Origin of the sequence: Actinoplanes sp. NPDC051861 (genome assembly GCF_040681145.1) — a bacterium.
Classification (GTDB): Bacteria; Actinomycetota; Actinomycetes; order Mycobacteriales; family Micromonosporaceae; genus Actinoplanes.
Map to the genome: position 1 here is coordinate 65,209 of NZ_JBFAYE010000002.1, position 13,856 is coordinate 79,064.

Genomic DNA, 13,856 nt, shown 5'->3' on the forward strand with positions numbered 1-13,856 from the left:
GATGGCCGCCCTGCTGCGGATGCCCGCGATCTCCGCCAACCTGTCCGAGGCCGTGCTCAACGAGTGGCCGCTGGCCGAGAACGCGTCGTTCTCCGCCGGCGACCCGATCGCGACGGTCGAGACCGACAAGGCCGTCGTCGACATCCCGGCAGACACCGACGGCGTCCTGCTCAAAACGCTGATCGAACCGGGGCGCACGGTGGCTGTCGGCACACCCCTGGCGGTGCTGGCGGCACCGGGCGAGGTGATCGACGATGTGGATGCGCTGGTCTCGAACCTGACCGGCTCGCAGCCCGCCGCTGTCGACCGGCCCGAGCGGAGGTTCGCCAGCCCGCTGGCCCGGAAGCTGGCCCGCGACAACGGCCTTACCCTCGCCGACCTGGACGGTACCGGGCCCGGTGGCCGGATCGTCCGAGCCGACATCCACCGAGCTCTGGCCACCCGGACCGCGCCCGCCACGTCCGCACCCGTTGAGCCGGTTGATGTCGAGGACGTGCCGCACTCGCGCATGCGGCGGGCCATCGCGGAACGGCTCTCCGACAGCGCGCGAGACGTGCCGGTCTTCACGATCCGGGGGAGCGCGCGGGTCGACGCGCTGCTGGAGATGCGGGCGCAGCTCAACACGGGCGCCGGCGTCAAGATCTCGCTGAACGACCTGATCGTGGCAGCGGCGGCACGCACCCATGTGGCGATCCCGGACATGAACGTGATCTGGACCGAGAACGCGGTGCGGAAGTTCCGTGACGTCGACATCGCCATCGCCGTGGCCACGGACAGGGGCCTGGTCACACCGGTGGTCCGCGGGGTGTCGGGAATGCGGGTGTCCGCGCTGGCCGCTGCGAGCGCCGACCTCGTCGCCCGCGCGCGGGACGGCCGGTTGCGGCAGAACGAGCTGGAGGGCGGCACGCTCACCGTCACGAACCTCGGCGTCTTCGGCACCGAGGAGTTCGACGCGGTGATCAACCCGCCGCAGGCGGCGATCCTGGCGGTGGGAGCCGCGCGGCCCGAGGCCGTTGCCGTCGACGGCGAACTCGCGATCGCCACCGTGCTGCGCGTGACGCTCTCGGTCGATCACCGCCCGGTGGACGGCGCTCTCGCCGCCGCCTGGATGGCCCACTTCCTCGGCCTGCTCGAGGCCCCGCTCCGCATCCTCGCCTGATGGAGGTTCCCCATGCCTGACGCCGCGATCGAGACCGCGCTCGCCCACTGGGCGCCACGCCTGATTCAGAACGGGGTGGACTACAACGATCTGATGGCGACCGTCGCCCGCACCCGGACCTGGGCGGACTGGCTTCCGGAGTGGAACCGGACGGCCGACGAGCAGGCCGAGTTCGCGCGCGAGGCGGACGCGGCCGGGCACCGCCTGACCGCCGGCCAGGCGTGGCGGAGGGCGTCGGTGAACCGGCACTTCGGCAAGTTCGTCTGGATGGTCGACCAGGACCTGGCCGCCGAGGCCACCCGCCGGTCGGTCCAGGAGACCATGACGGCGCTGGCGCGGCTCGACCCGTCCGGCGAGCGGCTGGAGGTGTCACTGCGGGACGGCACCGCGTACGCCAATCTTCGCCGCCCGCCGGGTGCCGTCCGCCCGCCCTACGTGGTGATCATCCCGGGCCTGGACTCGACGAAGGAGGAGTTCTTCTACTTCGAGCAGTCGTTCCTCGACCGCGGTATGGCCACCGTGTCCCTGGACGGTCCCGGCCAGGGCGAGACCGGCCTGGCGCTGCCGATCAGCGCCGAGTACGAGGTGGCCGTCACCCCGCTGCTCGACCTGCTGGCCACCCGCACCGACCTGGACCACGGGCGGATCGGCGTGGCCGGGGTGAGCCTGGGCGGCTACTACGCCCCGAGAGCGGTCGCCCACGAACCGCGGGTGGCGGCGGTGGCGGGCATCAGTGGCCCGTTCCGCTTCGGTGACATGTGGGACGACCTGCCGCCCATGACCCGCCAGACGTTCGTCGTGAAGTCCGGCGCCCGGGACGACGAGGAGGGCCGCCGTCTGGCGCTGACTCTCGACCTGACCGGCGTCTGCCGGAACATCGCGGTCCCGGCGCTCTACGTCACCGGCAAGCTGGACCGCCTGATCCCCTGGCAACAGACACAACGCCAGGCCGACGAGACGCCGAACGGCAAGTTCGTGCTCTTCCCCGACGGCAACCACGGCGTCTCCAACCTGCCGTCCAAGGCCCGTCCGATGATCGCCGACTGGATGGCCGATCAACTCGGAGTAACCGGCTAGCCCGCGAGGGTGGCCTCCGCCTCGGCGATCAGTGCCGCGAACACCGCGTCGTCGTGGTTCCAGGCGGCGGTGATGGCCTGGAGCAGGGCGGCGCCGTTCTGGTAGATGTCACGTTTCGTGAAGCCGTCCAGCGGCAGGTCCTCCAGCAGGAGGATCCGCGCCACGTATTCAGCCTTCATCGGGTCGACCTCGGCCGTGGAGATCGACTGGGCCGCTCGCACCAGCGCCGCCACCTCGTGGACCTCCGGCGACGGCGGCAGATAGCGGGGGAGGGCCCCGGCCAGCGTCGCCCGCAGGATCCGGAAGCGCGCCGTGCTGTCCACGGCACCGGGTGCCGGGGTCCGGGCCGAGGGGATCAGCGAACCGTGCAGATGGCGGCCGGCCGGAGTGGACGGACGGCCGCGGTGCAGGTCGGACGGGACGGTGCGGTGCGGCCGTGGTTCCCGTGCCGGGCGCAGATCAGTGCCGGTCAGGAGGCGCCGGTGGATCCGCCGGTAGCGGTGGACCGGGACCACTTCGTCGTCCGGTGGCGCTGCCAGTTCGCGCGCCGACGCGGCTTCCCGCTCGGCCTCGGACAGGAGCGCGTCGATCTCACTGCCGGTGAGCTCCAGCTCGTCGGCGAGTGCGAGCGTCGTCGCGTACATCAGCTGGGGTGAACCGGAACCACCGATAAGGGTGACCTCGCCGGTGACGCCTCGCACCGCGGCCTCGATGTCCCGCATCGGAAAGTCCGTGCCGCCGGGCACGATGTCCCTGACCTGACGTGCGAAACGAGTGACCGCGCGACGGTCCACATCGGCCGGGAAGCGGCGCCGGGCCGCGACGACGAACACGGCCGTGAGGATCGCGGTCGGCATGATCCGGTCGCGGTCCTGCTCGGCGCCGCGCAGTGCGGCGCCGAGCAAACGGATCTCAGGTGTCATCGTCGCTTTCTCGCTGCCCGAATGATGATCCAAACTATCGCGACGACGAGGCTTGTCGCATTCGCCGGGTCGATCCCGTCACCCGCGGGACTGTTGTGGGTGACGCCGGGTGGACCGCGTGGCTGAGCGACGCCGGGTTCAGCGGTGGCACCGTCGGCCAGTGAACCCGCGAAGCCCGGGAAGTCACCGATGTCGTCGTCGGGCAGCTGATCGAGCAGGTTGCCGACCAGGTCCTGCGCGTCCCGGTTCGCCTTGTCGATGAGGTCCTGCAGCTTCTGCGCACGCCCGTGGTAGTCCGGCAGGGTGGGCGGTTTCCCCTGGGGTTTGGCGGCCGGCGGTTTCGGTTTGGTGGTGTGCGGCGTCTTCTTCGGCTTCTTCGGTGGCTTCTTCTGTCCGCTCGGCTTGCCGGTCCGCTTTCCGCCGTTCGACTTCTTGGTCTTGGCCGGCTTCTTGCCGGTCGACTTCTTGTTGCCGCTCCCTCGCTTCTGCGTCGGCTTCTTGTGTTTCGTCGTGGTCGGTTTCTTCGGCTTCGCCTTGCTGTGGCGGGCCGGGTTCTGCCGCATGATCTGCTTCTCGCGATCAGCGATCGAACGCGACGAACTGCTCTTGGGCGAGGGCTTGCCCTTGGGGGCCTTCTTGCGGATCTTGACCTTGGACTTCGGCTTGAGCTTGGGCAGGCGGATGATGGGCCCCGGCCCGCGCGGCATGAACACCCCGCCGCCACCACCTCCGCCTCCACCGGCCACCGGGATGCGCATGCCGTCCGGATCGCTGAAGCTCACCGGGCTGTTGTTGGCGTACGCGTACCCGTTGAGCATCGACGGATCGAAGTAGTCGATCAGCGGGTCGACACTGAGGAACCGCCCGGTGCTCGGGTCGTACTCGCGGGCGCCGAGATGCACCAGCCCGAGAGTGCTGTCGACCGCCCCGCCGACGAAGCCCTTGTTGTCCGGCCACGTCACCGCCGTCCCGCGCGCCTCCCCGAACGGGGTGGTGCGCCGCCGCACGGTGGTGAGCCCGGTCGCGTCCACGGCCAGCTGCCCGGTGCCGTGATGATCGGTCGCGATCCAGATCAGGCCGGCGTCGCTGGTCCGGATCGCGTCGCCGTAGTACCTGGTCGCGGTGACCTGGCCGGTGGCCGAGGCCCGAACCTCGGTGTGCCCCATCTCCAGGGTGGTGCCGCTGGCGTCGCTCACCAGCAGGCGGGTGCCGCCGGCGTCGTACACGTTGCGGTGCCGGCCGCCCTCGGCGGTGGTGATCTCCTCGAGCTGGCCCTCCAGGTTCCAGGTGAACCGATCGGTTCCGCCGCCGCGGGTCCGGCTCACCAGGTTGCCCGCGTCGTCGTACCCGAAATCGGTCGACGGCCCGCCGCCCCTGGTCTCACGCCGGGTGAGGCTGTGCGGTTGCCTGCCACCGGCGGGCCCGGTGACGTAGTCCCGGACCGTGTCCCCCGCCGCCGTGTGCACCGTGTCGGTCTTGCGGTTGCCGACCGCGTCGTAGGTGAACGACTGCCAGTACGCGTCCGGCCCGCTCTGCGCCGGCGTGCTCTGGCAGGTGGCCGCCGTGGTGGACCAGGCCTCGGTGAGCCGCCGCAGCGCGTCGTGCTGGAAGCACTGCTGGGTGACCGTGGCCCCGCCCGCCGACTCGCGGACCTCGTTGATCGCGGTGATGTTGCCCGCGGCGTCGTGCTTGTAGAGCTCGGTGAGCTGCTCGTCGAACGTGTTCGCCGCGCCGGGCCGCTCGGTGGAGACCTGCGACTTGGTCAGGCGGAAGGTGGAGTCCTCGTACGCCTCGTCGAGCCTGACCCGCTTGCCGCCCGAACCGAGCAGCCGCTGCTTCACCCCGCCGTGCCAGGCATAGGTCGCGGCGGCCAGGTAGGTGTCGATCCCCTGCATGGAGGTCAGGTCACCCTGGTCGGTCCAGGTCAGGTCGACCTGCTCGACCGGCAGCCCCGCCACCGCCGGATAGGTCGCCGTGGCCAGTGACCCGTCCGCCCGGTACGTGTAACCGATCGTGTAGTTGCCGGTCAGGCCGCTGTGCCCGGCCGGGATGCCGACGGTCACACCGAGAGGTTCGTAGGAGTCCGTGTACCCGGTGAACGTCTGGGTGTAGGCACGCCCGTCCTGGTAACGGGTCGCCGAGGTCAGTTCCCCCTTGGCGAGGGTGTCGTAGGTCCACGACGCCCGCAGCGCGCCGGTCGGCCCGCCCTCCCGGGTCTCGACCACGCGGTCGATGTCGTCGTACTTGCGCCACACCTTCCGGCCCCGGCCGTCGGTCATCGTGGTGAGCCGGTCCGCGTTGTCGTACTCGTACTTCTGCGAGCCGTTGTCCGGGTCCAGCGCGTCGGTCAGCCGGCCGCGCAGGTCGTACGCGCGGGTCCACACGTTGTTCCCCGGGTCGGTGACCGTGGTGAGCCGGCCCAGCCTGTCGTACTTGTACGTGGTGGCCTGGTCCTGCTGGAGCAGCCGCACCGGCTCGCCGGTGACGTCGACGTACGTGGTCGTCCTGGTGCCGCCGGCCGGCGGCGTGACGGTGGTCCGGTCACCGGCGTGGGCCGTGGTGGTGGACCACTGCTTGACGTTGCGCGACCAGAGCGCGTCCTCGGTCACCCGCTCCAGGCCGTCGTACGTGTACCGATCCTGCGTGTCCACCGCGGTGTCGGCGAACGACGCGAGAGTGGCCGCCGGTCCCGAGTCGCTGTTGTAGAACTCGGTCTCGGCGCTGACCAGGCCGCGATCGTCGTACCGGGTGTCACTGATCGCCCGCTTGCCGTCCGGCGCGGTCTCCTGGCTCTGCCGCGGCCGGTGGAACCCGTCGTAGATGTCGTAGCCGCTGATCTGGTTGCCGTTCGGGCCCAGCTCCCTGGTCTGCACCCAGCTGGGGCCGGCGCTGCCCTGCACCCCGTAGACGTATTCGACGTTCGGCGTCCCCGAGGTGGGCCGGCCGGGCTGCCACATCTTCACCAGGCGGCCCAGCGGGTCGTATGCCGCGGTGGTGACCCGCTGGTTGGCGTCGGTCTCGGTGATCACGTTGCCGCGGACGTCCAGCTCCGAGACCTCGGTGTGCCCGGCCCAGTTCGTCTCGGTGATCCTGGTGAGCCGCCCGCCGGACTCCGTGTAGCTGGTCCAGTCGGTGCGCCCGAGCGCGTCCTCCTCGTTGAGCACGCGCCCGAGCGGGTCATAGATGGCGGTGCCGCTGGTCACCCAGACGCCGTTCTCGGCGAGGTCGTCGGTACGCGTGTCCAACCCCCGCGCGGGTCCCGCACCGAGCACCGAGGCGCCGTCGTAGTACGTCCGCTGACCGCCCAGCACCTGGGTTCCGCAGTCGGTCAGCAGCTCCTCGGCCGGGTAGTCGATCAGCCAGAACGTGCCGAGCGTGTTCCGCGCGTACGACGTGGTGGTGCAGATGTCGTCGCCGGTGTCGCTGACCAGGTTCCGGTCGGTCTCCTTGGTCATCTGGCCGTGGACCGTCTCGTACTCGTACTCGATCTCGTGCTCGCGCCACGTCGACGAGTCGGGCAGGTACTCGAACATCTCCTCGCGCTGCACGTTCGCGAAGTACGACCGGCTGGTGGTCGGCGCGACGTGCGCCGAGCTCTCCACACGCTGGCCGGACTGGCTCGTCCACGGCTGAAGGCGCCTCTTGTAGAGCGGGGTCGTGCCGTCCGCCGCGTAGGCGACCACCTCCAGCAGCGAGCCGGCGAGCTGGTTGTGGTCGGTCCAGACGGTGTTGTGGCTGTCGGTGATCGACGCGGTCCGTGCCGTCTCACCCGCGTCGGTACGGTCGGCGTGCATCCCGCGGAAGTACCGCGACTGCACCTTCGTCCTGCTGCCGGTGGTGGCGCCGGTCGTCACGGTGACCGAGGAGTATCCACGCCAGTCCGACCAGCTTCGGCGGGCGAGCGGCAGCGACCACTTCTGGTCGTCGTTGTGGTGCCACAGAACGGTCGTATTGGAGCCGGTGGTCGCGTAGTCGTACGTCTCCACGACGCTCGGGGACCCGCCGACCAGGTCCTTCTCCGTGACGGTGCGGACGCGGTACTTGTTCCACCAGGACCAACCGGCGGCGGTGTTCGGTGGCGCGTAGTACTGCGGGAAGCACCGTTTCGGGTTGGAGTCGGGGTTCGCCTGCGAGGCCGTGGTGCAGTCGGACGACTCGTACGCGATGCTCACCTCGCCGCCGGTCTCGTCGACGATCCGGGTGACCCGGTACCGGTTGACCGCCGGCACTCCGCTGGCGGTGTTGTAGTCGGTGCGGTTGGCGTACCGCGTGCCCCAGAAGGCGACGCTCGGCAGCGCCTGGGAGCCGCCGGTCTTGCCGGTCCGCGTGATGCTGCCGAGGAACAGCGACGGCGAGACGGTCGACTCGGCGGTGGCCGGGAAGGCGTGCGTGAGGGCGAACTCGTCGGCCGCCGTGGTGATCTTGACGAGCCGCTTGGAGTTCCAGAACGTCGGCGACGGGTTGTTGGTGCACGGCGCGGCGTTGCACTGCAGGTCCCACGGGGTGTCCGGCCAGTTCGCGGCGACCGGGCTGGTGCCGCTCCAGCAGGTGGCGAGGCAGCGGTCGCCGACGCCGAACTCCACCTTGAGCGGCGCTGTGGCGGTCACCTCGCTGCCGGTGCGGGTGCCGTACTCGATGCGTTCCAGCCAGCCGCCCCGGTCGTACCGGGCAACCGTGTTGGAACCGGCCAGCTTGGTGCTGTTGGCCTCCTTCTGGTACCAGAAGGACATCGAGTTGCCGTGCGGGTCGACGACATAGTCGAGGTTCCAGCGCCAGGCCATCGAGCACCAGGAGCCGGCGAAGCCACCGGTCTTGTAGCAGGGCTCGGCCGACCGGTTCGCGAACACCGGCACGCCCCACGCCGAGTTGGTGACGCGCTGCGTGTCGGCCCAGCCGGGCAGCCGGGTCTTGCCGAACCAGAACTGCGTGCCGTCCGGGGTGACCAGCTTCCAGTGCTCGTTGTTGTACAGCCCGGTGCCCGAGCCGCCGGTGACCAGTTCGACGTACGAGCCGTCGTCGTCGGCCGGCCGCCAGCGCCCGGTGGCGTCGTCGAGCACCAGCTCGGTGCTCTTGCCGTTCCAGGACAGCGTGGCGTTGGCGTCGCGGTAGCAGAGGTCGTCGGTGGCGTTGGTGTACTGCGCGGTGGTCGCTCCGGTCACGTCGTCGCGGCAACCGCGGTACTGCCGCTCGATGTACCCCGGCTCGTAGTCCCAGCCCTCACCCAGCCACGACGTCTGGCTGTTCTCGCCGTTGGTGCGCCCGTCCACCGACCCGGAGTTGTAGGTCAGCTCGATCTCGGGCTCGATGTCACCGGGCGCGGGCGGCACATCCACCGGATAGGCCCAGTTGAAGTCGCCGGAGGGGTCGCCGGCCACCCAGGAGCCGGAGGCGGCCAGGCTGCTGCGGGCGAACGTGCCGGTGTCCGGGCTGGCGGCCGCAGCGGTAACGGCGAGCACTGTCGACTCGCCGGCTACGCCGACGTCGGCGACGAGAGTTTCCGACGCCGCGTCGTTGGTCGCGGTCACCGGGGTCGCCGCCTGGCAGTCGATTTTTTCGGGGGTACGCGACGCGCACGCCGGAAGTCGCACCAGTCCCAGCCGGCGCGTGTAGTCACCGCCGTACGCCTGCCGCAGACTCGAGTAGTCGATCGCCACCGACACCGGTGCGGACTCGGCCACCCCGTCCGCACGGGTCAGCGCCACGATCATGCCGGTGACGCCGGCCGCCTGTGTCCGCTCCCGGCTGAGCACCTCGGAGGTCACCTTCGTGGGGGTTCTAGCCGTCTTCGCCCCGATTCGCACCGGCTGGCCCGGCACCTCCGCGCCCAGCGGGACCTCGGTGGCACCCGCGGCCGGCCAGCTGACCTTCGGCGCTGCCCACTGCTCGGTCTGCGACTGCCCGGCGGGCTGCGGTTCACGGACGGCGACCTCGCCCACCGGCACCGACCGGTCCGGCGCTGCTTTCTCTCTCACGGGTGCGGCTTTCGCGCTACCCACATACGGCAGCGTGGCGGCGAGCACGACAGCCGCCAAAGTCAGCACTGACCTGCGAATCCATGGCCATAGGTGCTCGAAGACCGATGATCTGACCTCGCGCTCGTCCACGCCGTCCCCCACGCCGTCGCAACATCGATTGCGGCCGATCGTAGGAATCCGGTATCCAGACCGGTTACAACGCTCAGCACCAACGGTCCAATGTGGTCAATCAGTGCCTTTCCTAAGCTCCGGAGCGCCGCCTCCGATGAGAAACCGTCGGACAAAGGGGGCTGGATGAGCACGGTGACGGCAACGCGATAGATGACGGTCGGGCACTCGGCGGCTGCTGACTCGTACGAGGCGGGGCTGGAGGCGACGCGGGCCGCGGTGACCGGGCCGGAACCCCGGCTGCTGATCGTTCTCGCCGGCATCCGGCACGACGCCGCCCGGCTGGCCGAGGCCGTGCAGGCGGTGGCACCGGGCGTACCGGTGATCGGCTGCTCCACGCACGGGGAGATCAGTGCGGGCGGCCCGAGCGACGGCACCGTCGTGGTGACCGCGCTCGGCGGCAGCGGTTTCACCGTGTCCACCGCATCGGCGCCGGAGATCAGTGGGCGCCAGCGCGAGGCCGGCGCCGAGGTGGCACGCTGCGCCGCCGAGGTCAGCGACCGGCAGCATCGGGTGCTTCTGCTGCTCACCGACGGTCTGGCGCGCGACCAGGAGGCTGTGGTGCGCGGCGCGTACGGCGTACTGGGCGCCGGTGTCCCGCTCTTCGGCGGCGCGGCCGGTGACGGCTGGCAGATGTCCGGGACGTTCCAGCTGCACGGCAAGGAGACGTTCACCAACGGCGTGGTGGCGGCCTGCATCGGGTCGGACGCGCCGATCGCCATCGGGATCGACCACGGGTGGCGCCCGACCGGCGAGCCGATGGTGGTGACCCAGAGCGGTGACGGCCGTGTGCAGGAGCTCGACGAGGCTCCGGCGCTCGACGCGTACCTGGAGCGGATCGGGGCACCGGCCGAGGTGCGCGAGGACCAGACCGCCCTGCAGCACTACGTGCTCAGCCGGCCTCTCGGGGTCCAGCGCCGGAGCGGTGTCGAGGTGCGCAACATGAGCACCGAGGTCGACCTCGACGGGCGGACGATCGGGGGCGGTGGCGAGCTGTCGCTGGGCACTCTGGCGTACGCCATGGAGGGCGACGAGGAGTCCGTGCTGACCGCGTCGGCGCGGGCCTGCCGGTCAGCGATCGACCAGCTCGGCGATCTGCCGCCGGTCGGGCTGCTCACCTTCAGCTGTGCTGCCTGCCGGGCTGTGCTGGGGGACGAGGGCATCGCCGAGGAGGGCGCGCGCATCGCGGGTGAGGCGAAGGGGATTCCGTTTGCCGGCTTCTACACGTACGGCGAGATCGCCCGGACCAAGGGGATCAACGGCTTCCACAACCAGACGATGGTCGTTCTCGCTTTCGCCTGACCTTTGGAGACAGCTCGGATGTCGGATCACTCGCTGGCGGCGCAGCACCTGGTGGAACTGCTCGCCGTGGTGTCCAGCTGCGACGACGAGGAGTCCGCCATCCGGGCCGCTGTCGAACGCGCGGCGGAGACACTGCAGGCGGAGATCTGCGGCCTGGTCGTCGACGACACGGTCCTGACCGCGGTCGGACTCCCGGAGGGCTCACCGGACTACCGGCTGCTCGCCGGCGTACGGTCCGGCCGCGGCTCGCTGACCATTCCCGGCGTCGGGGTCTGCGAGACCGGGGCCGCCGTGCTCGGCAGCCCCGGCGAGGGTTCGCTCGTGCTGGCCCGCATCGACGAACCGTTCACCGTCGCCGAGCACAACCTGATCCGCGGCATGGCCCGGGTGCTGGGCCTGACCCTGCGGATGCTGCGCACCCTGCACGCGCAGCGCCGGCAGGAACGCCTCATGCGCCACCTGTACGAGATCCAGCGGTCCCTGTCGCGCCGCGCACCGCTGGCGGAGGTGCTGCGTACGACGCTGGCCGCTACCCGGGACATCGTCGCGGGCCCGCACGGAACTGTCGAACTCCGGCTGACCGGGACCGAGGTCGGCGGGCAGGAATGGCCGATGCGCCCGGCGACCGGTGACGATCCGGTCGCGATCGTGGTCCGCACCTCGGCGGCATTTGATCACACCGACGAGTCGGGACGTGCGGTGATCTCGGTACCTGTGCACGAGCACGGCCGCACCGTCGGGGCACTCACCGTGACCACCGGCAACCGTCTCGACGACAGCGTGCTCTCGTTCGCCGAACACATCAGCCTCGCCCTCACCGACGCGCGTACCGCCCTCGACATGGAGGCCGCCCGCCGCGACGGCCTGACCGGGCTGGCCGGCCGCGCCCTGTTCCACGAACGGCTGCAGGACTACCTGACCGAGAGCCGGGCCGGTGAGGTGGCGCTGCTCTTCGTCGACCTGGACCGGTTCAAGCAGGTCAACGACACCCTCGGACACGACGCCGGCGACCTGCTCCTGCTGGAGGTAGCCCGCCGCCTGCAGGCTGTGGTCCGCTCCACCGACATGGCCGGCCGCCTGGGCGGCGACGAGTTCGCCGTGGTGCTGTCACCGACCGGCGAACGGCACGCCTCCACGGTCGCCACCCGCATCATCGACGAGGTGTCCCGGCCCTACCGCATGCCCGACGGCCGCCTCGCCACCATCGGCGCCAGCGTGGGCATCGCCCTGAACACCGACGACGACGAGCACGACCTGATCCGCCGTGCCGACGTGGCGATGTACCGGGCCAAGCGATCCGGTCGCGGCCGCAGCGTCCTCTTCCGCGACCTGCTCGCCGCCTGACGCTTATCGGAACTTACGGAGAAAGGCGGCCAGAGCCGGGTTGCCGCGTTCCTGCCAGACGAGGGCGAGCAACGCGGGAATGTCGATGCCGTCGATCGGCACAGCGATCAGGTCGGGAAACGAGGCGGCCATGGATTCGCTCAAAATGGCGACGCCGAGACCTCGGCGCGCCAGCCCGGCGACGGTGTCCGGCGAGGTCGCCACAAGGGCGACCGAGGGATCAATGCCCAGTGCGGTGCGGGCCTGATCGAGCACCTTGCGGATTCCGGTCCCCACCGGCAAACAAATCAGGGGGTACGCGGAAAGCTTCGTCACCGCGATTCGTGTCCGTGTCGCGAGCTCGGTTCCCGGCGGCGTCAGCGCCACGAGGCCCTCACTGGCGAGCACGTGAGAATTGAGGTGCTCAGGCGTCTCGCTGGCCAGTCCGACCAGTGCCAGATCGAGGCTCCCGGCCCGAACGCCGGCCACGAGATGGTCGGAGTTCGCCTCCTGCAGTTCGAGGTCGATGTCCGGGTGATCGTGGTGAAAGGCGGCGAGCGCGTCGAAGAGCGGCGCGACCTCGCAGCCGATCACCATGCCGATCGTGAGACGACCCCTGACCAGGCCGTTCACGTCGTCTATCGCGTACCGTAAATCGGCCGCGGCATCCAACGCGGCCCGCGCGTGACGCAGCGCCGCCTCACCCGCGTCGGTCAGCCGCGCGGTCCGGCCGCTGCGGTCGAACAGCCGCGCGCCGAGCTCGTGCTCGAGCGCCTTGATCTGCGCACTCACCCCGGACTGGGTGATGTGCACCCGCTCCGCGGCCCGGGTGAAGTTGGCCGTCTCGGCGACCGCGACGAAGTACTCCAGCTGCCGCAAATCCATGACTGAAAATTGTAGTTGGCAGTAGAACCATGCGTTGGACTTGTCACTCGGATGACGAGAGGCTAAAGGCATGACTGATCACGAGAAGGCCTACCGCCCCGAGGACCTCACCCGGCTGTTCGTCGAGCGGGCAAACGCGAAGGATGCCGACGGCCTGGCCCTGCTCTACGAGGAGGACGCCGTGATGGCCTACCCGCCCGGCAGTCAGACGCGCGGCCGCGAAGCCATCCGAGAGCTGTGGGCGCGGCTCCTGCCGAAGATGCCGCGGTTCGAGCCGGAGGATCCGCTGCCCACACTGCTCAGCGACGACCTGGCACTCACGTCGACCCCACCCAGGGACGGCTCCGGCGCACGAGCCCAGGTCGTGCGCCGTCAGCCTGACGGGAGCTGGCTGCGCGTCCTCGACCAGCCCGAGTTCACCCGTGGTGCAGACGCGGCCGATAGATGAGCTCCTGGATGCCGCCGTCGAACGTCCGGCTCTCGATCAGCTCGAGGTCGAAATCGGCCGCACCCTGGAAGATCGGCTCAGTCCCGGTCTGCCCCGTGATGACTGGGAAGATCGACACTTGAACCCGGTCGACCAGGCCGGCAGCCATCAGAGCCCGGTTCATCGACAGGCTCCCGTGCGACCGCAGCGGCACGTCTGACTCCTTCTTGAGCCGCGCCACGACGTCAACGGCGTCACCGTTCTCCAGGGTCGCGTTCGCCCAGGCGAGCGGCGCCTCCAGAGTCGTCGACACCACCGTCGTGGGCATGTTCCGCATCCGAGTGTTCACCGGGTCCGTGACCGTGGACTCCTCAGCGTCCGCCCCGAGAATCTCCACAAAGTCCCGAAACGTCTTCGCCCCGAGAACCATCCGCTGCCCCTCGCCGTACATGGCAAGCCGCCGTTCGAGAAACTCGGGCCCCTGCTTCCCCCAGTAGCCACCCCAGTCCCCGCCCTCGCCGTACGACCCAAACCCGTCAAGGCTGCAGAAGACGTCAAACGTGTACGTCGCGGTCATGATGCTCTCCCTGCGTGAGATCCGCTTCTTCCTGCCCCTT

9 protein-coding genes are annotated in these 13,856 nt (G+C 70.1%); 5 read left to right on the top strand and 4 right to left on the bottom strand.

Annotation, left to right across the window (positions count from 1 at the left end; genetic code table 11):
- The first annotated feature begins 1 nt into the window (after position 1).
- Entirely contained in the window at positions 2 to 1,159 is a 1,158-nt protein-coding gene (locus AB0M02_RS06910; RefSeq protein ID WP_364222841.1) for a dihydrolipoamide acetyltransferase family protein, read from the top strand.
- A 12-nt stretch (positions 1,160 to 1,171) separates the two neighbouring features.
- Positions 1,172 to 2,236: an alpha/beta fold hydrolase gene (locus tag AB0M02_RS06915; protein WP_364222844.1), complete on the top strand. Its 1,065-nt coding sequence runs from the start codon at positions 1,172 to 1,174 to the stop codon at positions 2,234 to 2,236.
- Here the strand turns inward: AB0M02_RS06915 and AB0M02_RS06920 are convergent.
- Both AB0M02_RS06920 and AB0M02_RS06925 read right to left on the bottom strand, forming a co-directional pair.
- Positions 2,233 to 3,159, bottom strand: coding sequence for a hypothetical protein (locus AB0M02_RS06920; RefSeq protein ID WP_364222847.1), 927 nt, complete (start codon positions 3,157 to 3,159; stop codon positions 2,233 to 2,235). The two genes, AB0M02_RS06915 and AB0M02_RS06920, sit on opposite strands and share 4 nt — an antisense overlap.
- Positions 3,156 to 9,131: an RHS repeat-associated core domain-containing protein gene (locus tag AB0M02_RS06925; RefSeq protein WP_364222850.1), complete on the bottom strand. Its 5,976-nt coding sequence runs from the start codon at positions 9,129 to 9,131 to the stop codon at positions 3,156 to 3,158. Before AB0M02_RS06925 ends, AB0M02_RS06920 begins: the two co-directional genes overlap by 4 nt.
- Positions 9,132 to 9,455: 324 nt before the next feature.
- On the opposite strand from AB0M02_RS06925, the gene AB0M02_RS06930 reads away from it, so the two are divergent.
- Positions 9,456 to 10,604: an FIST N-terminal domain-containing protein gene (locus AB0M02_RS06930; protein ID WP_364222853.1), complete on the top strand. Its 1,149-nt coding sequence runs from the start codon at positions 9,456 to 9,458 to the stop codon at positions 10,602 to 10,604.
- Positions 10,605 to 10,622: 18 nt separating this feature from the next.
- Positions 10,623 to 11,948 (top strand): GGDEF domain-containing protein, encoded by a 1,326-nt coding sequence (locus AB0M02_RS06935; RefSeq protein WP_364222856.1) that lies wholly within the window; start codon positions 10,623 to 10,625, stop codon positions 11,946 to 11,948.
- A gap of 3 nt (positions 11,949 to 11,951) precedes the next feature.
- Here AB0M02_RS06935 and AB0M02_RS06940 read toward each other — a convergent pair whose 3' ends face one another.
- Positions 11,952 to 12,812, bottom strand: a complete 861-nt coding sequence (locus AB0M02_RS06940; protein ID WP_364224473.1) for a LysR family transcriptional regulator — start codon at positions 12,810 to 12,812, stop codon at positions 11,952 to 11,954.
- 70 nt (positions 12,813 to 12,882) lie between these two features.
- Here AB0M02_RS06940 and AB0M02_RS06945 point away from each other — a divergent pair, with 70 nt between their 5' ends.
- On the top strand, positions 12,883 to 13,260 hold the full coding sequence (locus AB0M02_RS06945; protein WP_364222859.1) for a nuclear transport factor 2 family protein: 378 nt from the start codon (positions 12,883 to 12,885) through the stop codon (positions 13,258 to 13,260).
- On the opposite strand, the gene AB0M02_RS06950 is transcribed toward AB0M02_RS06945, so the two are convergent.
- Positions 13,229 to 13,816, bottom strand: coding sequence for a dihydrofolate reductase family protein (locus tag AB0M02_RS06950; RefSeq protein WP_364222862.1), 588 nt, complete (start codon positions 13,814 to 13,816; stop codon positions 13,229 to 13,231). The genes AB0M02_RS06945 and AB0M02_RS06950 overlap by 32 nt on opposite strands.
- Between the last annotated feature and the right edge of the window lie 40 nt (positions 13,817 to 13,856).